This is a genomic window from Brucella sp. TWI559, assembly GCF_039674265.1.
GTDB classification, from domain to species: Bacteria; Pseudomonadota; Alphaproteobacteria; order Rhizobiales; family Rhizobiaceae; genus Brucella; species Brucella chromiisoli.
This window is the reverse complement of record NZ_JBDJNE010000009.1, coordinates 38050-56632: the sequence shown is the minus strand read 5'-3', so window position 1 is coordinate 56632 and position 18583 is coordinate 38050. Positions and strand designations below refer to the sequence as shown.

Here is an 18583-nt window from a genome sequence, read left to right as displayed (position 1 = left end):
GTTCTCGCCGATACGATGCTTCTCTATCTGCGCTCCGTCTTATTCAATCTGGCGTTTTACATCTGCACTTTGCTGCAGATGATCCTTTATACGCCGTTTTATTTTTTGCTCCCACGCAAGAAGGCGTGGATCGTTCCCAAACTTTGGGCACGGGTCAATCTGTGGCTGCAGAAATATATCGCTGGCACCGATTATGTCATCGAAGGCCTCGAGAATATTCCGCACGGTGCTTATATTGTAGCGCCCAAGCATCAGTCGGCGTGGGATACGTATGCTTTTCTGCCGCAGCTTGACGATCCGGTGCTCATTCTCAAGCGTGAGCTTATGCGCATACCGCTGTTTGGCTGGTATGTTGCCAAGATGGAGATGATCCCCGTTGACCGCGGATCACGCGTGAAAGCGCTGCATTCCATCACCAAGGGGGCTCAGAAGGCGATCGCTGAGGGCCGCCAGATTCTTATCTATCCTGAAGGGACGCGTCGCTCGCCCGGTGCGCCGCCGCAATACAAATACGGCATTGTGCATCTTTATGAAGCGCTCAACCTTCCGGTTCTGCCGATTGCGCATAATGCCGGGCTTTATTGGCCGCGCCGTAAATTCCTGCGTTTTCCGGGAACCATTCGTTGTCGCGTCCTGCCGCTGATCCCGGCAGGGCTTGAGAAAGAAGAATTCCTGCGTCGATTGATCGAGACGACGGAAAACGCCTGCGATGACCTTCTGGTCGCAGCAAGCCGTGACGCAAATGCTCCGCCGATGCCACCGACAGCCGTTCAGCGGCTTAAAGAGCTTGGTGAATAATCCTCACAACAACCCAATCATCCCCATCCGCTCTGTTTCGTCTGACGAGAATGACAATTCGCCGCGTTTTGTTGAACTTTCGTTTTTCTTGCACGCAATCATGAAACCCGTTATCAGAGCGCGACACGAAAGGACCCATCATGAATATTGATGCTATCTCCATCGGCAACAATCCGCCAGAAGACGTCAACGTGATCATCGAAGTGCCGGTCGGCGGACAGCCGATCAAGTACGAGATGGACAAGAAGGCTGGCGCCCTGATTGTGGACCGTTTCCTCTATACGCCTATGACCTATCCGGGCAATTACGGCTTCGTGCCGCACACGCTTTCGGAAGATGGCGACCCGATCGACGTTCTGGTTTGCAATACCCGTCCCTTGATCCCTGGTTGCGTGATCAATGTTCGCCCAATCGGCGTTCTGGTCATGGAAGACAATTCCGGCAAGGACGAGAAGATTATTGCCGTTCCTTCGCCAAACCTCACGCAGCGTTATGCAAAGGTGCATGATTACTCCGATCTTCCGGAAATCACGCTCAAGCAGATCGCGCATTTCTTCGAGCACTATAAGGATCTGGAACCTGGCAAGTGGGTGAAGATCGGTGACTGGGGTGATGAAGATTACGCGCGCAAGTTCATCGTTGAAGCGATTGAACGCGCCAAGGGCAAGTAATCTCTCTTATATGTTTTAAACAAAAACGCCCGGATGAAAGTCCGGGCGTTTTTGTTGGCTGGGTACGTTGTCGGCCTCTTACAGAAGGGCCGGAAGTAGCGTCGTCCACATAAACTGGCGGATGAAGAAGATAATCAGCAAAAGCACGACCGGTGAAATATCGATGCCACCGAGATTGGGCAGGATATTGCGGATTGGGCGCAGAACCGGTTCGGTGACTTTGTAAAGAAATTCACCGATGGATGCGACAAACCGATTGGAAGAATTGACCACGTTGAACGCATAGAGCCATGAGAAAACGGCGCTTGCGATGATGATCCACGTGTAGATATCGAGCGCCAAATCAATGGTGCGAAAAAATGCGATCATAAAAATAGTCTCCTTGAAAGCCTGCCGAGATGTAGCGGTTGCATTGGGCGAGAACAAGGGTTGAGGCATCGTTCAGTTCAAATTTTCAGTCCGGGACTATGGCTTGCTCCTTCGAAATCTGAACTTGTCGTAGAAAATAACAATCAGCGCTCATCACGCTTATGGTTTTCAATGTTTTGGCGCACAAGGTCTGTCACATGCTCCAGCGCCGGATCGCGTACACGCATATTGCGCAGGTGTTCGAGCGTGTTTGCAACATAATCGACATTGGCGCCGGATTCGCCACGCGCCGTGGCGACGATTGCTGCCGCATCCTGCGCTGTGAGTGATCCCGCATATTGGGTATGACGGCGGTCTGCAACATAGGTTACGGCTTTCACGTCGCGACCATCAGCAAGGCGCAGGCCAAGCCATTTTTCATGATAAACGTTGTTCGACATTTCGCGTTCGCGCAAATAGACCATAACTTCCTCCGTCATATCGCCCGGAACACGGAAAGCGATGCCAAGGCACGACCCTCCTGCATCCAGTCCCAGCACAAGGCCGGGATGGTCTGGTGTTCCGCGATGGACGTGTGAATAGATGCACAGGCTGCGACGATAACCATGCAGGCGTGCACGCATGGTTTCGACATGCGCAAAGCCCGGCCTCCACATCAATGAGCCGTAACCAAATACCCAGAAATCGTTCATTCGTTGTTCGTCGGTCTGCATTGTCATGATGGACATCAATATATGTTCTATTATGGCGAGTTTTTATCGGGATTCTCAGGATATAACTCTTTTTTATTCGGCGAAACTTTGCATGACTCATTCCTGCCATAATATGAACACCACTTGGCGGGAACAGAAACAGATATAATCGTTTATGCGTATTGGTGACGTGTTCCGATACGTCTGATACTTATGATGAAACGGGGCTTTTTCGATGGTGCATGCTGGAATTGAATACAAGAAATCCAGAAAGCGCCCAATCACGATTGCGGTTATCGTCCTTGTGCTGGTTGCTGCCTATACGGCAGGCTGGTTCTATGTGGCAGGCAAGATTGAAGCGCGCGCCAAGGCCGATATGGCCAAGCTTGCTTCGCAGGGTGTCGGCGTGCAGTGCGAAGATCTGCATATGGGCGGCTATCCATTGCGCGTGAATGTGATTTGCTCCAGCGTCTCATGGCAGAAGCCCTCTGAAGGCATGTCATTGCGTGCCGGTCGCTTTACGTCCGGTTCACCGGTCTATGCGCCGTATTCGCTCAGCAATGCACTAACTGGTCCGGCCTTTGTCGAGTTTCCCGGTATCAAGCCGCTTGAAGTCAACTGGAATACATTCACCTCCAACACGCGTCTTGAACGACCCTTCCCGACCGAGATCGAGTTGAATGCGCGCGATGTTCAGGTCGGCTTGCGAACCGAAACCACGAAAACGGAACAGATCAGCAAGCTTGAGCAGATGAATTTCCGCATGAGCAGCGAAGATGACCAGCTTAAGATCAATGGACGTTTTGCGGCGCTGAAGCTTGAGCCATCCGTTATTGGCAATGCCAAAAGCCCCGAAATTGATGGTCTGGTCGATATGGAAGTTGCCAATGCCGCAACATTCCTGGCTCCCAGCCCGTCGCCGTTCAATGAGCGCATGCGCGGCCATAGCGGCTTGATCAATCAGGCATTCTTATCGATGCCCAATGGTGCCATGCTTTCGGTTTCAGGACCGTTTTCGATCGATATGGAAGGGGAGATTGATGCGGACCTTAAGGTTACGATGATCAATCCCCAATCCTTTGCGCAGGCTGGACAGACGGTTTTCCCGGAGCAGGGCGGCAATATCGCGACTGTTCTGTTTGCTCTTTCTGCCATGCCGAAAGACGAAAACGGCAATCCCGTTATCGAGATTGCAGTTCGCAAGGGAAAAGCCAGTGCCGGATTTATTCCGCTTGGCCGGTTGCCCAGTCTGTAGCCTTAGCCTTTTGGCGGGTTCGCTGCCTGACGGCCGAAGTTTGGTGCGTCGACTTCCTGACCTGCATCGATGATGCTGCGACGAATAGCACGCGTGCGCGTGAAGAGGTCGAAGAGTGCGTCGCCATCGCCCCAGCGGATTGAGCGTTGCAGCGATGCAAGATCTTCCGAAAAGCGCGCCAGCATTTCAAGGATTGCATCCTTGTTATGCAGGCAGACATCGCGCCACATGGTCGGATCGGATGACGCCAGACGTGTGAAATCACGGAAACCGGAAGCTGAATATTTGATGACTTCCGATTTTGTGACCTGTTCCAGATCGCTGGCTGTGCCAACGATGTTATAGGCGATGATATGCGGCAGGTGCGAGACGATGGCCAGCACCAGATCGTGGTGCTGCGGGTCCATCTGGTCAAGGCGCGAGCCGCAGGCCGTCCAGAAGGCGGAAAGCTTATCGATGGCCGTTTGGTCCGTGTCAGGCAGGGGCGTGAGAATGCACCAGCGATTGGTGAACAGCTCTGCAAAACCCGCATCGGGCCCCGAATATTCCGTTCCGGCCAGCGGGTGGCCCGGAATGAAGTGGACGTTGCCGGGCAATTCCGGCTGCATCTGCGCAATTACCGATGCCTTTGTCGAGCCGACGTCGGTGACAATGGCACCGGGCTTCAGATGTGCTGAAATCTGTTTTGCAACGGTGCCGGACGACCCTACCGGCACCGAGATGATCACAAGATCAGCGTCTTTGACGGCTGCCGCACTGTCAGTAAAGTAGCTGTCGCCGAGGTTTAGCTCCTCGGCGCGTTTGAGTGTTTCGGCACTGCGTGTGGCAATGGCGATATGATTGGCCAGTCCCTCACGACGGATGATGCGCGCCAGCGACGAGCCAATAAGGCCGATGCCAATAAGCGCGATTTTCTCAAAATGGGTTGTAGACATTGCTCTATTTTAAAAACTCAGTGAGAGCGGCGATAACGCCGCGATTGGCCTCTTCCGTGCCGATGCTCATGCGCAATGCATTGGGGAAGCCGTAGCTGCCAACGCGTCGCAGGATGTAACCGCGCTTCGAAAGATACGCATCTGCCTTGTCTGCCGAATGTTCGGCATCGTCCGGGAAATGGACCAGCAGAAAGTTGGTCACTGACGGGGTGACACGAAGACCAAGCTTTGTGAATTCTTCAACCAGCCATGACCGCCATTTTTCGTTGAATTCGGCCGATTTTTCCACATGAGCGCGATCGCGGATTGCTGCTGCACCCGCAGCAATGGCTGCCGAATTCATGTTGAAGGGGCCACGGATACGATTGACCGCATCAATGATGTGCAAGGGCGCATACATCCAGCCAATCCGCAGGCCCGGCAGGCCGTGAATCTTCGAAAAGGTGCGCGTCATGACGACGTTTTCGTTTGACGATACCAGTTCAAGGCCGGATTCATAATCGTTGCGGCGCACATATTCGGCATAGGCTCCATCAAGAACCAGCACGACATGTTTCGGCAGGCCGGCATGCAGGCGGCGCACTTCCTCAAACGGCAGATAGGTGCCGGTCGGGTTGGCAGGATTGGCGATGAAGACCATTTTTGTGTGTTCTGTAACGCCAGCGAGGATCGCATCGACATCAAGACGCTCGTCTTTTTCTTTCACCGTCACAGGCGTTGCGCCTGCGCCAAGCGTCTGGATTTTATAAACGGCAAAGCCATGCTGGGTGATGATGGCTTCATCACCCGGTGCCAGATAGGTCTGGCAGAGAAGGCCGAGCAACTCATCTGAGCCATTGCCACACATGATATTGCCGATGTTCAGGCCCTGCGATTCAGCAATGGCTTCGCGCAGCACAAGTGCCTGTCCGTCGGGATATATCGCCAGATGATCGGCCCAATATCGATAGGCGTCAACCGCATGAGGGCTGGGACCGATCGGGGTCTCGTTGGAGGAGAGCTTATAGACCTTTGCTACGCCTTCAACATGTTCCTTGCCTGGCACATAGGCTGCAATGTCGAGCAGACCGGCTTTAGGCTGGGGACGGGAGAGGTTTTGCATATTGGTCATGATTTTGGCTCCGCCAAAAGGACTGATGTTAAGGTTACGCAGCGGGCATAAACCGCCGCAGCGTTCAAGTCGAGAAAAACCTTGCTGTCAAAGCGTGCAACGCTATTTTTGGGGTTCTTGCGTCGGGGTTTTTCTCATGCCACTGACCGGTGTTCCCTGTGGCGCCAGAACCGGCACAAAGACGCGGCGCGATGAACGTTGTGCAACAGGCAGCCCTTGATAAAGCCGCTTTTGTGCCTCTACGACCAGGACGCCTGCAAAAAGCGGCCAGAACTTGCGTCCCAATCCTTCAACCGCCATGCATGGGCGCATCATCCAGCGGCGTTTGACAGGTGGAAAATGCAACGCATTGCTGATCGTGTTGACGCTGAAATTGGCTTCACGCAGCAAGGTTATAAGCTGGGTGCGGCTGTAAGGCCGACCGCTGCCAAATGGGGTGCGGTCCAGACGTGCCCATACGCCGCGCCGGTTGGGAACAACGATCACCAGCCTGCCATTGGGGGCGAGCACGCGCCACATTTCTTTGAGCGATTCAGCGGCATTTTCCGAATATTCCAGCGCATGAACCATCAAGATGCGATCAATGGAGGAATCCGGCAAAGGCAGCTCTTCATCAAAAACCAGCGCGGTCGCCGATTTTTCCGGGTTTGGCCATGCAATTGCGCCCTGACCCGCTGGCATGAAAGCAAAGCTGCGTTCGGTGTCCGCGCTGAAACGGTCGAGATAAGGCAGACTATAGCCAAGGCCGACAAGGCGCTCTCCCGGCACACGTCCCCAGAGCGCTGCCAGCGCCATGCGGATGGAGCGCTCAGTCAGATGACCCAGCGTCGTATCGTAAAAAGAGCGCAGTTCGATGATGTCTGTGTGCATGGGATTCACGCTATATCAAATCAATCAAATGGCAAATGGCAAATGGTGCAATTGTGCGAAAGCATGGTATAGAGCGTGCCTTTCAAAGCAATTTTATGCTTAAAAATCAGGAGACGCAGCAGATGCCTCAGGTCGGCGGCAAAACCATTGACGTGCTTTTCAGCCCGGAGGAAATTGCTGCGCGCAATCTCGCGCTTGCAAAGGAAATTGCCAAGCGCGATTTTCACAATCTTCTGACGATTTCGATCCTCAAGGGATCCTTTATCTTCGCAGCCGATCTTATTCGCGCCATGCACGATGCAGGGGTTGAACCGGATGTCGAATTCATCACTGTTTCCAGCTATGGCAAGGGCACGACCAGCACGGAAGTGCGTTTGCTGCGCGATATAGACAGCGATGTAAAAGATCGCGATGTGCTGCTGATTGATGACATTCTCGAATCAGGCAAGACGCTCAAATTCGTGCGGGAACTGATGATTGAACGTGGTGCGCGCAGCGTCAGCATTGCTGTGCTGCTTGATAAGAGCGTGCGCCGCAAGGTCGATCTTAATGCCGATTTTGTTGCTTTCGAATGCCCCGACTATTTCGTTGTCGGCTATGGCATGGATGTTGGACATTCCTTCCGCCAACTGCCTTATGTCGGGCATGTGAAGGAATAGTACCAAATTTCGAGCTGCTGTTTTGGTATCAATCGAACTGCAACAGCCGCTGGAGATATTCCTTCTCCATCTGTGGCGTCAGCGCGTTGCCAAGCTTGCGGCGGATTTCGTCAAGAATTTCGCGTGCGCGCTGAATATCGATTTCGCCCGGAATCTTGACGCCATCACCGTCGGACAAACCATTGCTGCCTTGTTGACGACCAAGCGGATCACGGCCATTTTGACCACTTTGGCCCTGACCATTCTGTCCCATGGCCTGTTGCATTTGTTTCATCATATCACGGCCGCCGCGACGCAGGGCTTCGAGCGCGCTGCCTTGCTGATCACCTGCTTCCGAGCCTTCGTTGCGGCCCAGTGCATCGGCAGCATTGCCCATTGATTTGTCCGCATCAGAAAGATCCTGATTGGGATCAATGCCCATGCCCTTGAGGTCCTTGTTGAACGTTTTGAGTTCGTCTTGAAGGGCCTGTTGCTGCTGTTGCAGCTTGCGCATGGCTTCAGCGAGATCTGTCGGTATATCGCTTGGCTGCCCACCTTGTTGTGACTCGCCTCTTCCCATAGAGCCGTTATCGCCGGGAAGCTGATCATCCCAGAATTCACCTTCACCATTGCCATATTGCTGCTGCTGCATCTGCTGATCGAGTTTGAAGGTCTCGTTCATCATCTGCTGCTGGCGGCGCATCAGATCGCCCAGCTTGTTCATCTGCTGCTGCATCTGATTGGCCTGGCCCTGACCTTGTCCCTGCTGGCCCGGTTGCCCCTGTTGACCCATCTGAAGATTGTTCATCAGGTCTTGCAGCTGCGACAGAAGCTGTTCAGCCTGATCTCGCGAACCCTGACGCGCCAGATTTTCAATCTGGTCCATCATGCGCTGTAAATCTTTGTCGGTCAGCATACGGGCATTCGGGTCTATTGGCTGATTACGGGCATTGGGGTTCTGTTGCTGACGCTGGGCGAATTCACGCAGAAAATCCTGCATTGCCTTGCGCAGTTCCGCAGTCAGCTTTTCTATCTGTTCCTGTGAGGCGCCATTTTGTAGTGCGCTGCGCAATGCTTCCTGTGCCTGACGCAGGCGGCGTTCTGCTGCGGACAAATTGCCGTCTTCGATGCCAAGCGCCACCTGCCACATATAATCAGCCGTATCACGCAAGGAATCGTCGCTGGTTGCGAGCTTGAGCCGCGTGCGGATGGTGACGAGACCAAGGTAATGGGCTTTGTCCTTTATCGTCTCTTCCGGGCGGATCATGAGTGCTGAAAGCATATCGCGCACATGGTCGCGCTGCGTGGCGTCAAGGGCGAGAATGCGTCGCTGCTCGGCAACGGCCTTGGCCAGTGGATTGGCAAAGGGGCGTTCGGGCAGGGTGATGATCTTGGTTTCGCTGCGCGCACTCTTGCCGCCAGCATCGGTCACAACCAGCGTGAGCGCTACCTTTTGACCGGCCCATGGATGCTGGGTCAGGTCCTTGGATGTTGTCGCTTCTTTTGTTCCACGGCGCGGCAATGCAAGCGGCAGATCAGGGGCGTCGTAAAGAGGAACCGTTTCCTCGTCTTCGTGGTCGATATTAAGGGGTACAATTTCGCCATAGGCTTTTGCCGCACCGTAATCGTCGGTAATTTCATAGCTGAGCTGCAATGTGCCGTTCAGCGCATGGCTCGGCTCTTTGGTAAAATGGATGGTTGGCGGATTGTCGGGCGTGACGGAAAAACTCCAGTGCGCATCAGTGCCGGACAGCATCAGCGTCTGATCCTGTTGCAGATCGTAACGGAAGTTACGGCTGCCATCGACAAGGTCCTGCTGGTTTTCGCCTTCTTTGGCGGCAACGGGCTGAATGTCACTGCGATGGCCGGTCGAATCGGTCGTGGTCAGCCGTTCAGAACGGCCACCGATGACCCGGATATTGACGATGCTGCCCTGCGGTACGGTGATGGGTTTGGCGGTGGCTGCCGCATCTGTCGTGGTGCTGAGGAAAACCGGCGCGCGGTCCGTATATTGCGGTGGCGTTACCCATGCATCAATGCGCGCAACGGCTGTGGTGCCACCGGCGCGAATATGAAATGCATCCGCAATACGACCGCTGTTCGGGCTAAGACTATAGGCAGAGGCGGTCACAAACAGCAGCGCCACGATGGCACGCAGCGCAAAAGGATCGCGTTCTGGAATGCGCGGGCGGGGAACACCTGATTGCAGATTTTTCAGCCGCTCAGCCATGCGGCGCTTATGTTCCTGCCAGAGAGCGATGGCAAAAGGGTCCTTGCTGCCGGTCGCCATTTGGCTGGTCTGCACGGCCAACGGCTCGTGGATCAGGCCATTTACATCTTCAATGCGTGCGGTGATGGTATTTTCATCAGGCAGGCGAAAGCGGAACGGCAGACAGAGCGCAACCAGTGCTGCAAAGGCAAAGAACCCAAGCACACCCAGATGCAGCCAGCGCGGCATGAGTGCAAAAAGCCCAAGCCAGCTTAAGCTTGCAAAAAGCGCAATCAGCAGAATCAGCGGCAGAACGAGTGGCCATAGGCGCTCGAAACTGATTGTCAGAAAATTTTGCAGGCGAAGGCGGCGCAGGGCAGCGCCTTCACCGGAAAACAGGCGGAAAAACGCATCGCGCTTGCGGGCTGGCAAGTCTTTGCTGTCTTTTCTCTGTTTTGTCATCGTGGCTTTCTGATGCGTGTAACGCCTATGGGTTGTTCATAGAATAACACGCATCATGGCAAAGACGAGGCTTTCGCTTTAATTTATAACCAGTCCGGCACGGAATCGAGCGCAAGCAGCTCTTCATAGGTCCGGCGTGGGCGAATGACGTGATAGCGGTCGCCATCAACCAGCACTTCGGGGATCAGAAGGCGGCTGTTATAGGTACTCGACAGAACCGCGCCATAAGCACCTGTCGTGCAGACGGCAATCAGATCGCCCGGAGCAGGCTTTGCCACTTCGCGGTCAAGGCCGAGATAATCGCCGGTTTCACACACAGGGCCGACAAAATCAGCGCGGATGCGTGGGGTACTATCCTTGGCTTCCATGACTGGCTTGATGTCGTGGAAAGCTTCGTAAAGGGTCGGGCGAATGAGATCGTTCATTGCCGCATCAACAATGATAAAATTCTTGGCGTCGCCTTCTTTTACGAAAATGACTTCTGTTATCAGAAGACCGGCATTGCCGACGATCAGACGCCCCGGTTCAAATACGGTTTTAAGGCCCAGCGGCTTGATGTGCTTTGCGACGATTTCCGCATAGGCTGCGGGCAGCGGCGGCGGGTTGTTGTCGGTGCGATAGGGAATGCCCAAGCCCCCGCCAACATCGACGTGGCGGATATTGTGACCATCAGCGCGCAATTCCTCAACCAGCTGCGCCATCAGCGCAAATGCGTTGTCGAATGGCTCAAGATCAATGATCTGGCTGCCGATATGCATGTCGATACCGACAACATCGATACCCGGAAGACTTGCAGCTCGTGCATAGGCCTGACGGGCTTTCACACGGGGAATGCCGAACTTGTTTTCGGATTTTCCGGTTGAGATTTTGGCATGGGTCTTGGCATCAACATCGGGATTGATGCGAAGCGAAACGGATGCAACCTTGCCAGCCTTGAGCGCGCGCGCCGAAAGAATTTCCAGCTCGGGTTCGGATTCGACATTAAAGCAGTAAATGCCTGCTTGAAGCGCGAAATCCATTTCATGCGGGGTTTTGCCAACGCCGGAAAACACGATTTTGTTCGCCGGAATACCGGCAGCCAAAGCGCGGCGGATTTCGCCTTCCGAAACCGTGTCGGCGCCTGCGCCAAGCTTGGCGAGCGTTTTCAGCACGGCCAGATTGGAATTGGCCTTCAGCGCGTAAGTGACCAGCGTTTCCATATCGGCAAAGGCTTCGCTGAAGACGCGGAAATGGCGCTCAATCGTGGCACGCGAATAGACATAGAACGGCGTGCCAACTTCTTTTGCGATGTCGGGCAGGCTTACATTTTCGGCGTGAAGAACGCCGTTGCGATATTCAAAATGATTCACGGGAAACAATCCGAATGGGGGATTACAGGATTTTGTCGAGGATGAAGGGCTTGTCTTCCTTCGGTTTCTCTACCGTGCGCCCCTGTTCATTGGTGATCATCTGCGCAGGCGGCGGCTCAAGCGGGCCTTTTCGTCCGCAAGCGGCAAGAGTGGCAGCAAGGGCTGCGATCAGAAGCACGGAAGAAATGGCGGAGCGGCCTGTCATCAGCTTTGGTTCCCGGAATTTGTCCTATGGGGCTGGTCTAACCCAAAATGCTTGAAAGTGAAATCACTCCTTCAGGAGCGATTTCACCACGATCGTTAGCTTATGCCTTTGCGATGCGATTTTTCCAGTAAGAAATCTGGTTTCGCACCTGTTGTGGTGCAGTGCCACCGAATGACTGGCGGCTTTCGACCGACTGCTCGACCGTCAGATAGCCGAAAATCGCATCGGTAATGCCCGGATTGATCGACTGAAGATCTGCGAGCGTGAGTTCTGCGAGGTCAATCTGCTTGCTTTCAGCCAGAGCCACGGCGCGGCCCGTCACATGGTGCGCATCGCGGAATGGAAGGCCCAATTCACGCACCAGCCAGTCAGCGAGATCCGTTGCGGTGGAATAGCCGGAACCGGCTGCTTTTTTCATGGAAGCGACATTGACGGTCAGGTCACGCACCATGCCAGACATGGCAGCGATGGCGAGTTCCAGATTTTCGGCAGCGTCGAAAACCTGTTCCTTGTCTTCCTGCATATCTTTTGAATAGGCGAGCGGCAGACCTTTCATGATGGTAAGAAGGGCTACCAGCGAGCCATTGATGCGGCCCGTTTTGGCGCGCACCAGTTCGGCAGCGTCCGGGTTCTTCTTCTGTGGCATGATCGATGAGCCGGTCGAGAAAGCATCAGACAGGCGCACGAAATTGAATTGCGGCGTTGACCAGATGACGATTTCTTCAGCGAGACGCGACAGGTGCCCCGCACAGATGGCGGCAAGCGACAGGAATTCGAGCGCATAGTCGCGGTCAGAAACGCTATCAAGCGAGTTGCGGGTTGGTTCGCGGAAACCAAGTGCCTGCGCCGTCATGTGACGATCAATCGGGAAGCCGGTGCCTGCAAGGGCTGCGGCACCCAGAGGCGATTCGTCCATACGTTCAATCGCATCGCGCACGCGCGACAGATCGCGGCCAAACATTTCCACATAGGCCATGCAATGATGACCGAAAGTGACAGGCTGTGCCGTCTGCAAATGCGTGAAGCCCGGCATGACGGTTGCAGCATGCTCTTCTGCGCGCTCCAGAAATGCTTCGATCAGGCCTTTGAGTGCAATCGCTGTTTTCTGCATCTCCTGCTTGACCCAAAGGCGGAAATCGACAGCCACCTGATCGTTGCGCGAGCGGGCGGTGTGCAGGCGTCCGGCGGATGGACCGATGAGGTCGGCAAGGCGCGCTTCGATATTCATATGAATGTCTTCGAGCTTGCGCGAGAAGGTGAATTTACCCTCTTCAATTTCCTTGAGGATGGTTTTCAGGCCCTCTTCGATCTTTTTATGATCGTCTGCCGCAATGATGCCAGTCTTTGCAAGCATGGCAGCATGGGCGAGCGAGCCCTGAATATCCTGCGCATAGAGCTTGCGGTCGAAGCCAATCGATGCATTGATCTCTTCCATGATCGCATCGGGTCCTGAGGCAAAACGGCCGCCCCACATCTGATTGCTTGATTTTTGTTCGCTCATGCTCGTATGCCTCGGATGCAAGACTAAGGGAAAGTGACGCGAGATGGCAAAAGACAACGATAAGGCAAAGTCAGGAAACCGGAAGATCGTCCTTCTTGCAGCACTTGCCGGTGTCATCGCCGGTATAGGCGCGGTATACGTGATGGAACGGCCTTCTGGCAATGCACCCGTCAGCAAAGTTTACGTTCAAAGTGATGAGGCTTCCGCACAATGTGCGTTGAAGGCCGATAGTCTGAAAGCTCTTGATGCAGCGGCGACGGGTAGTGTTGCTGCGATGCGGGCTGCTGAAAAGCCTATTTCTGTTGCCCATATCGCTTTTACCGGCCCTGACGGCAAGCAGATGACACTTGGCGATTACAAGGGTAAGACGCTGCTTGTTAATCTCTGGGCGACATGGTGCGCGCCGTGCCGCGAAGAAATGCCCGAGCTTGATCATCTTCAGGCTCAAAAGGGCGGAGGCGATTTTGATGTCGTCGCGATCAACATTGATACCGGATCGGACGAGAAACCGAAAAAGTTTCTCGAAGAGATTGGCGTGAAGAGCTTGAGCCTTAATCGCGATGCCAGCATGTCGAGCTTCAATGAATTAAAGCGCAAAAATCTCGCTTTCGGTCTTCCTGTGACATTGCTGGTCGATAAAGACGGCTGTCAGATTGCTTCAATGAACGGCCCAGCTCCGTGGGATAGCCCGGATGCAATCAAGCTGATCGAAGCGGCACAAAAACTTTAGATAGACAAGTTTCACGTTTGGTGGCTTCCTTATGCTCATAAAGGGGGACATTGCCGATGAGCATGGAAGTCTGGCTGGCATTCTCTGCCGCATCAATCGTTATGTTGATTATTCCGGGACCGACGGTTTTGCTGGTGGTGTCCTATGCGCTGGGGCAGGGCTGGAAGGCCGCCCTTCCGATGGCCATTGGTGTGGCGCTTGGTGATTTCACCGCCATGACGCTTTCCATGCTGGGGGTTGGTGCACTTCTTGCCGCTTCAGCAACCGTTTTTACTGCGGTTAAATGGATGGGGGCTGCCTATCTTATCTGGCTGGGCATAAAGTTGTTTCGATCCGGCGGCGCGATGAATGCCAAGGCGCGGCATGATCAGGTGAAGCCGGTCAAAATGCTGCTTCATGCTTGGCTGGTAACGGCGCTCAATCCGAAAAGCATTACGTTTTTCGTGGCTTTCCTGCCGCAGTTTTTAAGCCCGCATCGTGATTTCATGACGCAGATGCTGGTCTTTGAAAGCACGTTCCTCGCGCTGGCATTTCTCAATGCTTTTGCTTATGCGCTGATTGCCACACGTGCGCGACGTTTCTTCGCCAATGAGCGTGCCTTGCGTATTTTCAACCGTGCCGGCGGCACTATGCTGATTGGCGCAGGGGTAGCGACCGCTTCGATGCGCTCAAGCTGATACGAAACCGGCGCGTTTCAACTGGACAATGGCCAGTTCAAGCGCCGACAGGAATGCCGAGCGGTCTTTGGGTGAAAAGGGGGCTGGCCCGCGTGTAACTTCCCCGGCAGAACGCAGTGAATCCATCAGATTGCGCGTTGCAAGCGTGTTGCCAATCGTGCTTGCCGTGTGCACTTTGCCATTGGGTGCGATAACCGATGCGCCCTTTTCAATGGACCGGCTTACGAGCGGAATATCCGCCGTGATGACGACAATGCCGGGACGGGAATTTTCTGCAATCCAATCATCTGCCGCATCAAGCTTGTCCGAGACGATGACACGTTCAACGCGTTCTGCATCGCGTGGGATGGCGATATAGCTGTTGGCAACCAGCACAACAGGCAGGCCATGGCGTTCGGCCACGCGATAGATTTCCGCCTTCACCGGGCAGGCGTCGGCATCAACAAAAATGCGGATTGTGTTGTTTTCAGCGTCCATGCTGTTTCATAGGCAGAACTGCGGCATTTGGCAAATTGATCGCAGCATTGAGATTTATGCGATAGCGGAATCGCATGAGGAAGACTATTGCAGGCAAAACAAGAAAGTCTGCATCATGGCCACCCGCTTTTTCCCGATCATGTTTGTGCTGCTCTGGGCCACTGGCTTTATTGGGGCCGGGCTTTCCATGCCCTATGCGGAACCGTTCAGCTTCATGGCGGTGCGCTTTTCCATTGCAGCGCTCATCATGATCCTCTGGGCTTTGGCAAGTCATAGCGTTTGGCCGAAGGGCAGGGGGCTGATCAATGCAGCCATTGCCGGGTGTCTGATCCATGGCGTTTATCTTTCAGCGCTTTTCTGGGCTGTGCATCACGGATTGCCGGCTGGCATGTCGGGCCTTGTTGCGGGGCTTCAGCCCATGCTGACCACACTGATTGCAGCACTTCTTTTGGGGGAGCGCGCAAGCGGTCGGCAATGGCTGGGGTTGCTGATCGGTTTTGTTGGTGTTGCAATGGTGGTGGGGCCGAAATTTTCTGGCCACAGCGGCGTCGACCCGCAAAGCCTGGCAGCAGCATTTGTGGCGGTTCTGGCGATCAGCACCGGAACGGTTTGGCAGAAACGCTTTGGTACGGCGGCGGATTTGAAGACTGGGACGGCGGTGCAGTATATTGCTGCTGCCGCTTTGACAGCGATTTGTGCTTTTGCCTTTGAAACACGCGTGATGGTCTGGTCGCCGCAGCTTATCTTTGCGCTGGTCTGGCTGACATTGGCGATTTCCATCGGCGCAATTCTGGCACTTCTGGTGATGATCCGCGAAGGCGCGATGTCGAAAGTTGCATCGCTTTTCTATCTGGTGCCTGGAACCGCTGCGATCATGGCTTATCTGATTTTTGGCGAAACGCTGGGACCTATTCAGATTGCGGGCATGGTTGTGACAACCTTTGGCGTGGCGCTGACTACTTTGCGTCGATAAGTCCGGGCTGTTGTTCGCGCTTGCGGAAAATCATGATGGCCGCGTTGATTTCTGCGCCAATGATGAAGATTGCCGATAGCATATAGAGAAATACGATTGCCACCATGATCGAGGCGAGGCCTGCATAGGTGGTGACGTAATTGGCAAATGTTTCGAGATATTTTGCAAAGGCCGTTGCGGCAGCAAGCCATGCAATCAGCGTGATGCCGATGCCCGGCAGAATGTCGCTCAAGCGGCGTTTTCCGGCTGGCAGCCAGATATGCACGATGAACAGCGCCAAGACGAGAACGATGACAGTAATCGTATAGCGCCATATGGCGATTGTTCCGGTGAAAGGTGCGATGTCCGGAAACCATTGTTCTGCCAGCCGCACGGCAAGCGGCGCCAGAACCAGCAGAAAGCTGATCGCCATCAGGCTGATTGTACCGATCAGCACAAAACCTAAGCTTTGCAAGCGGCAGAAAATGATCGAGCGCTGGTCGCTGACACGATAGGCACGGTTCAGCGACATGCGCAGCGCTTCCACACCATTGGAGGCAAAATAAGCGGCGGCGATCACACTCAGCGTCAGAAGTCCGCTGCGCTGAACGGTCAGAACATTCATCACTTCATTGGCGATGGGAGCGGCGATATTGGAAGGCCACATATCAAAAATGACGTGCACCGCATTGTTGGCAAATTCTTTGGTGCCAAGAAAACCGGCGAGTGTGGTTGCAAAGATCAAAAACGGAAACAGCGCCATCAGTCCTGACAGGGCTATATGAGAGGCAAAGGCCCAACCATCGTCGCTGCTGAAATGCCCGTAAACATCGAAGGTGATCTGACGGAGAAAACGTCGTATTTTTCGCATCCGCAGATTTGTCTCTCTTTGGCTCATTTATTGGATTTCAAGGCCTTCAATCTAGTATCGAATTGGGAAATGCAAGGGGCGGACTGTTTTAAACCTTTTGCGAATCAAGCACTCTGGCCAAAATCCTACTGTAGGAAGAAAGCAATGGCTCCACAAAATGCAAAGCGCAATATCCTGATAACCGGGTGTTCTTCGGGGATTGGGGCTTATTGTGCAGAGGCTTTGCATAGGGCCAACTGGCGCGTATTGGCCACGGCGCGTAAAGATGCGGATATTGCAGCGTTGAAAGCCAAAGGCATTGAGGCTTTCTATCTTGATTATACGCAACCACAGTCGATTGAAGCGCTGGTCAAGCAAGTTTTGCGTGCAACCGATGGAAAGCTGGATGCGCTTTTCAACAATGGCGCCTATGCGCAACCGGGCGCCGTTGAAGATTTGCCGGTGGATGCTTTGCGCGCGCAATTTGAAGCCAATTTCTTTGGCTGGCATGATCTCACACGCCGCATCATTCCCACCATGCGCGCGCAGGGCCATGGCCGTATCGTGCATTGCTCATCGATCTTAGGTCTTGTGCCGATGAAATGGCGTGGCGCTTATGTGGCGTCGAAATTTGCGCTCGAAGGGTTGATGCTCGCGCAACGCATGGAACTCGAAGGTTCAGGCATTGCGGTGTCTATGATTGAACCCGGGCCGATTGCGTCGCAATTTACCTATAATGCAGCCTTACATGCGCGGGCCAATATCGATCTTGAGCATTCCGTGCATCGCGAATTATACCAACGCCAGATGGCAAAGCTTGAAGGTGGTGGTACAAAATCTAAAAACAAGCTTGGCCCGGAAGCGGTTTACGCGGTACTTGTGCATGCCTTGGAAGCGCACAACCCGCGTCCGCATTACGCCGTTACACGACCGGCGAAACTGGGTATTCTGGCACGACGCCTGCTACCATCGCGCTGGCTCTATAAAATGCTGTCCGACCAGTCTTGACCAAAAAAGACGGCGGATTATGGGAGGAAAGTAAATGGACGTTCTGTTCAAGGGCGCGGCTCTGGTGGCGATGTTTGCCGTGGCGATTGTGCTCATTATCGGCTTGCGCAATATGATGCGCGGTGGCGACGGTAATTTTTCAAACAGGATGATGCAGTTGCGCGTGCTTTTGCAGTTTGTCGCGATTGTGTTGATCGTTGCAGCGGTCTATTTCGCACGCCATACGGGTGGACAATAAGATGGTCAGGCTCAACAAGATTTATACCCGCACGGGGGATGATGGCACCACAGGTCTGACGAGCGGACCGCGGCGGCTCAAATCGGATTTGCGCGTTGAATCCTATGGCACGGTTGATGAAACCAATGCCTGTATCGGCCTTGTGCGCATTCATACCACGAGCGTGGATTATACGCATATTGATGTGATGCTTGCGCGTATCCAGAATGACCTGTTCGATCTTGGTGCCGACCTTTCAACGCCGGATGATGGGCAGCCTCTAAGCTATGAACCGCTGCGTATTGTTGAGCAACAGGTTAAAAGGCTGGAATCCGATATTGATTATCTGAATGTCGATATTCCACCACTGCGCTCGTTTATTCTGCCGGGCGGTTCGGCAGCGTCGGCAGCGCTGCATCTGGCACGTACTGTTTCACGCCGCGCTGAGCGTCTGATGGTGGCGCTTGCAAAGACCGAAGGCGAAGTGGTTTCGAAAGAGGCGTTGCAATATATCAACCGCCTCTCTGATTTCCTGTTTGTCGCTGCCCGCGCCGTCAATGAAAACGGCGCGAAGGATGTGTTGTGGGTGCCTGGACAAAACAGGTAG

The 18583-nt window shown here is 54.1% G+C and carries 21 protein-coding genes; 10 read left to right on the top strand and 11 right to left on the bottom strand.

Annotated elements, in window-relative coordinates; genetic code table 11:
* Positions 1–15: 15 nt before the first annotated feature.
* Both ABE530_RS12735 and ppa read left to right on the top strand, forming a co-directional pair.
* Positions 16–798 carry a lysophospholipid acyltransferase family protein gene (locus ABE530_RS12735; RefSeq protein WP_499694740.1) on the top strand — a complete coding sequence of 261 codons (783 nt, stop codon included), beginning with the start codon at positions 16–18 and terminating at the stop codon, positions 796–798.
* 140 nt (positions 799–938) lie between these two features.
* Positions 939–1469, top strand: a complete 531-nt coding sequence (gene ppa, locus ABE530_RS12730) for an inorganic diphosphatase (protein ID WP_024898574.1) — start codon at positions 939–941, stop codon at positions 1467–1469.
* A gap of 78 nt (positions 1470–1547) precedes the next feature.
* Here the strand turns inward: ppa and ABE530_RS12725 are convergent, their stop codons facing one another.
* The gene (locus ABE530_RS12725; RefSeq protein WP_265982329.1) at positions 1548–1838 is read right to left on the bottom strand and encodes a YggT family protein; all 291 of its coding nucleotides are present in this window, start codon (positions 1836–1838) and stop codon (positions 1548–1550) included.
* A 143-nt stretch (positions 1839–1981) separates the two neighbouring features.
* Positions 1982–2551, bottom strand: a complete 570-nt coding sequence (locus ABE530_RS12720; RefSeq protein WP_499694802.1) for a gamma-glutamylcyclotransferase — start codon at positions 2549–2551, stop codon at positions 1982–1984.
* A gap of 214 nt (positions 2552–2765) precedes the next feature.
* On the opposite strand from ABE530_RS12720, the gene ABE530_RS12715 reads away from it, so the two are divergent.
* On the top strand, positions 2766–3785 hold the full coding sequence (locus tag ABE530_RS12715; RefSeq protein ID WP_265982328.1) for a DUF2125 domain-containing protein: 1020 nt from the start codon (positions 2766–2768) through the stop codon (positions 3783–3785).
* Positions 3786–3787: 2 nt separating this feature from the next.
* Here the strand turns inward: ABE530_RS12715 and ABE530_RS12710 are convergent, their stop codons facing one another.
* From ABE530_RS12710 to ABE530_RS12700, 3 genes are all read right to left on the bottom strand, one after another.
* Complete coding sequence (locus tag ABE530_RS12710; protein ID WP_265982327.1) at positions 3788–4720, bottom strand: prephenate/arogenate dehydrogenase family protein; 933 nt, start codon at positions 4718–4720, stop codon at positions 3788–3790.
* Between the two features lie 4 nt (positions 4721–4724).
* The gene (gene hisC / locus ABE530_RS12705; RefSeq protein WP_499694739.1) at positions 4725–5831 is read right to left on the bottom strand and encodes a histidinol-phosphate transaminase; all 1107 of its coding nucleotides are present in this window, start codon (positions 5829–5831) and stop codon (positions 4725–4727) included.
* A 102-nt stretch (positions 5832–5933) separates the two neighbouring features.
* A complete protein-coding gene (locus ABE530_RS12700; RefSeq protein ID WP_499694738.1) occupies positions 5934–6701 on the bottom strand; it encodes a class I SAM-dependent methyltransferase in 768 nt (255 codons plus the stop codon).
* A gap of 122 nt (positions 6702–6823) precedes the next feature.
* Here ABE530_RS12700 and hpt point away from each other — a divergent pair, with 122 nt between their 5' ends.
* On the top strand, positions 6824–7360 hold the full coding sequence (gene hpt, locus ABE530_RS12695) for a hypoxanthine phosphoribosyltransferase (protein WP_499694737.1): 537 nt from the start codon (positions 6824–6826) through the stop codon (positions 7358–7360).
* A gap of 28 nt (positions 7361–7388) precedes the next feature.
* Here hpt and ABE530_RS12690 read toward each other — a convergent pair whose 3' ends face one another.
* The 4 genes from ABE530_RS12690 to argH form a co-directional block, all read right to left on the bottom strand.
* Positions 7389–10010: a TIGR02302 family protein gene (locus tag ABE530_RS12690; protein WP_499694736.1), complete on the bottom strand. Its 2622-nt coding sequence runs from the start codon at positions 10008–10010 to the stop codon at positions 7389–7391.
* A gap of 83 nt (positions 10011–10093) precedes the next feature.
* Positions 10094–11359, bottom strand: coding sequence for a diaminopimelate decarboxylase (lysA, locus tag ABE530_RS12685; protein WP_265982322.1), 1266 nt, complete (start codon positions 11357–11359; stop codon positions 10094–10096).
* Between the two features lie 22 nt (positions 11360–11381).
* Positions 11382–11564 carry an LPS translocon maturation chaperone LptM gene (lptM, locus tag ABE530_RS12680; RefSeq protein ID WP_024898585.1) on the bottom strand — a complete coding sequence of 61 codons (183 nt, stop codon included), beginning with the start codon at positions 11562–11564 and terminating at the stop codon, positions 11382–11384.
* A gap of 100 nt (positions 11565–11664) precedes the next feature.
* Entirely contained in the window at positions 11665–13065 is a 1401-nt protein-coding gene (gene argH, locus ABE530_RS12675) for an argininosuccinate lyase (RefSeq protein ID WP_499694735.1), read from the bottom strand.
* A 43-nt stretch (positions 13066–13108) separates the two neighbouring features.
* Between argH and tlpA the strand changes: the two genes are divergently transcribed.
* Together tlpA and ABE530_RS12665 are read left to right on the top strand one after the other, a co-directional pair.
* Entirely contained in the window at positions 13109–13795 is a 687-nt protein-coding gene (gene tlpA, locus ABE530_RS12670; protein ID WP_265982320.1) for a thiol:disulfide interchange protein TlpA, read from the top strand.
* Positions 13796–13851: 56 nt separating this feature from the next.
* Complete coding sequence (locus tag ABE530_RS12665) at positions 13852–14472, top strand: LysE family translocator (RefSeq protein ID WP_265982319.1); 621 nt, start codon at positions 13852–13854, stop codon at positions 14470–14472.
* On the opposite strand, the gene ABE530_RS12660 is transcribed toward ABE530_RS12665, so the two are convergent.
* Complete coding sequence (locus ABE530_RS12660) at positions 14464–14949, bottom strand: YaiI/YqxD family protein (RefSeq protein ID WP_265982318.1); 486 nt, start codon at positions 14947–14949, stop codon at positions 14464–14466. The genes ABE530_RS12665 and ABE530_RS12660 overlap by 9 nt on opposite strands.
* Positions 14950–15064: 115 nt before the next feature.
* Here ABE530_RS12660 and ABE530_RS12655 point away from each other — a divergent pair, with 115 nt between their 5' ends.
* On the top strand, positions 15065–15922 hold the full coding sequence (locus ABE530_RS12655) for a DMT family transporter (protein WP_265982317.1): 858 nt from the start codon (positions 15065–15067) through the stop codon (positions 15920–15922).
* Here the strand turns inward: ABE530_RS12655 and ABE530_RS12650 are convergent.
* Positions 15906–16772 (bottom strand): YihY/virulence factor BrkB family protein, encoded by an 867-nt coding sequence (locus ABE530_RS12650; RefSeq protein WP_265982316.1) that lies wholly within the window; start codon positions 16770–16772, stop codon positions 15906–15908. The two genes, ABE530_RS12655 and ABE530_RS12650, sit on opposite strands and share 17 nt — an antisense overlap.
* Positions 16773–16916: 144 nt before the next feature.
* On the opposite strand from ABE530_RS12650, the gene ABE530_RS12645 reads away from it, so the two are divergent.
* From ABE530_RS12645 to ABE530_RS12635, 3 genes are read left to right on the top strand one after another with little or no spacing between them, the layout of a single operon-like run.
* Positions 16917–17759, top strand: a complete 843-nt coding sequence (locus tag ABE530_RS12645) for an SDR family oxidoreductase (RefSeq protein ID WP_499694734.1) — start codon at positions 16917–16919, stop codon at positions 17757–17759.
* 34 nt (positions 17760–17793) lie between these two features.
* The gene (locus tag ABE530_RS12640) at positions 17794–17997 is read left to right on the top strand and encodes a twin transmembrane helix small protein (RefSeq protein WP_499694733.1); all 204 of its coding nucleotides are present in this window, start codon (positions 17794–17796) and stop codon (positions 17995–17997) included.
* Between the two features lies 1 nt (position 17998).
* Positions 17999–18583, top strand: a complete 585-nt coding sequence (locus ABE530_RS12635; RefSeq protein ID WP_265982310.1) for a cob(I)yrinic acid a,c-diamide adenosyltransferase — start codon at positions 17999–18001, stop codon at positions 18581–18583.

Excerpts from the sequence above, each read along its gene's own strand:
- ABE530_RS12655 (WP_265982317.1), top strand. The coding sequence starts at position 15,065 with ATGGCCACCCGCTTTTTCCCGATCATGTTTGTGCTGCTCTGGGCCACT.
- ABE530_RS12735 (WP_499694740.1), top strand. The coding sequence starts at position 16 with ATGCTTCTCTATCTGCGCTCCGTCTTATTCAATCTGGCGTTTTACATC.
- ppa (WP_024898574.1), top strand. The coding sequence starts at position 939 with ATGAATATTGATGCTATCTCCATCGGCAACAATCCGCCAGAAGACGTC.
- ABE530_RS12710 (WP_265982327.1), bottom strand. The coding sequence starts at position 4,720 with ATGTCTACAACCCATTTTGAGAAAATCGCGCTTATTGGCATCGGCCTT.
- ABE530_RS12650 (WP_265982316.1), bottom strand. The coding sequence starts at position 16,772 with ATGCGAAAAATACGACGTTTTCTCCGTCAGATCACCTTCGATGTTTAC.
- ABE530_RS12660 (WP_265982318.1), bottom strand. The coding sequence starts at position 14,949 with ATGGACGCTGAAAACAACACAATCCGCATTTTTGTTGATGCCGACGCC.
- ABE530_RS12645 (WP_499694734.1), top strand. The coding sequence starts at position 16,917 with ATGGCTCCACAAAATGCAAAGCGCAATATCCTGATAACCGGGTGTTCT.
- ABE530_RS12640 (WP_499694733.1), top strand. The coding sequence starts at position 17,794 with ATGGACGTTCTGTTCAAGGGCGCGGCTCTGGTGGCGATGTTTGCCGTG.
- lptM (WP_024898585.1), bottom strand. The coding sequence starts at position 11,564 with ATGACAGGCCGCTCCGCCATTTCTTCCGTGCTTCTGATCGCAGCCCTT.
- hisC (WP_499694739.1), bottom strand. The coding sequence starts at position 5,831 with ATGACCAATATGCAAAACCTCTCCCGTCCCCAGCCTAAAGCCGGTCTG.
- ABE530_RS12690 (WP_499694736.1), bottom strand. The coding sequence starts at position 10,010 with ATGACAAAACAGAGAAAAGACAGCAAAGACTTGCCAGCCCGCAAGCGC.
- argH (WP_499694735.1), bottom strand. The coding sequence starts at position 13,065 with ATGAGCGAACAAAAATCAAGCAATCAGATGTGGGGCGGCCGTTTTGCC.
- tlpA (WP_265982320.1), top strand. The coding sequence starts at position 13,109 with ATGGCAAAAGACAACGATAAGGCAAAGTCAGGAAACCGGAAGATCGTC.
- ABE530_RS12665 (WP_265982319.1), top strand. The coding sequence starts at position 13,852 with ATGAGCATGGAAGTCTGGCTGGCATTCTCTGCCGCATCAATCGTTATG.
- ABE530_RS12720 (WP_499694802.1), bottom strand. The coding sequence starts at position 2,551 with ATGCAGACCGACGAACAACGAATGAACGATTTCTGGGTATTTGGTTAC.
- ABE530_RS12635 (WP_265982310.1), top strand. The coding sequence starts at position 17,999 with ATGGTCAGGCTCAACAAGATTTATACCCGCACGGGGGATGATGGCACC.
- ABE530_RS12725 (WP_265982329.1), bottom strand. The coding sequence starts at position 1,838 with ATGATCGCATTTTTTCGCACCATTGATTTGGCGCTCGATATCTACACG.
- hpt (WP_499694737.1), top strand. The coding sequence starts at position 6,824 with ATGCCTCAGGTCGGCGGCAAAACCATTGACGTGCTTTTCAGCCCGGAG.
- ABE530_RS12715 (WP_265982328.1), top strand. The coding sequence starts at position 2,766 with ATGGTGCATGCTGGAATTGAATACAAGAAATCCAGAAAGCGCCCAATC.
- ABE530_RS12700 (WP_499694738.1), bottom strand. The coding sequence starts at position 6,701 with ATGCACACAGACATCATCGAACTGCGCTCTTTTTACGATACGACGCTG.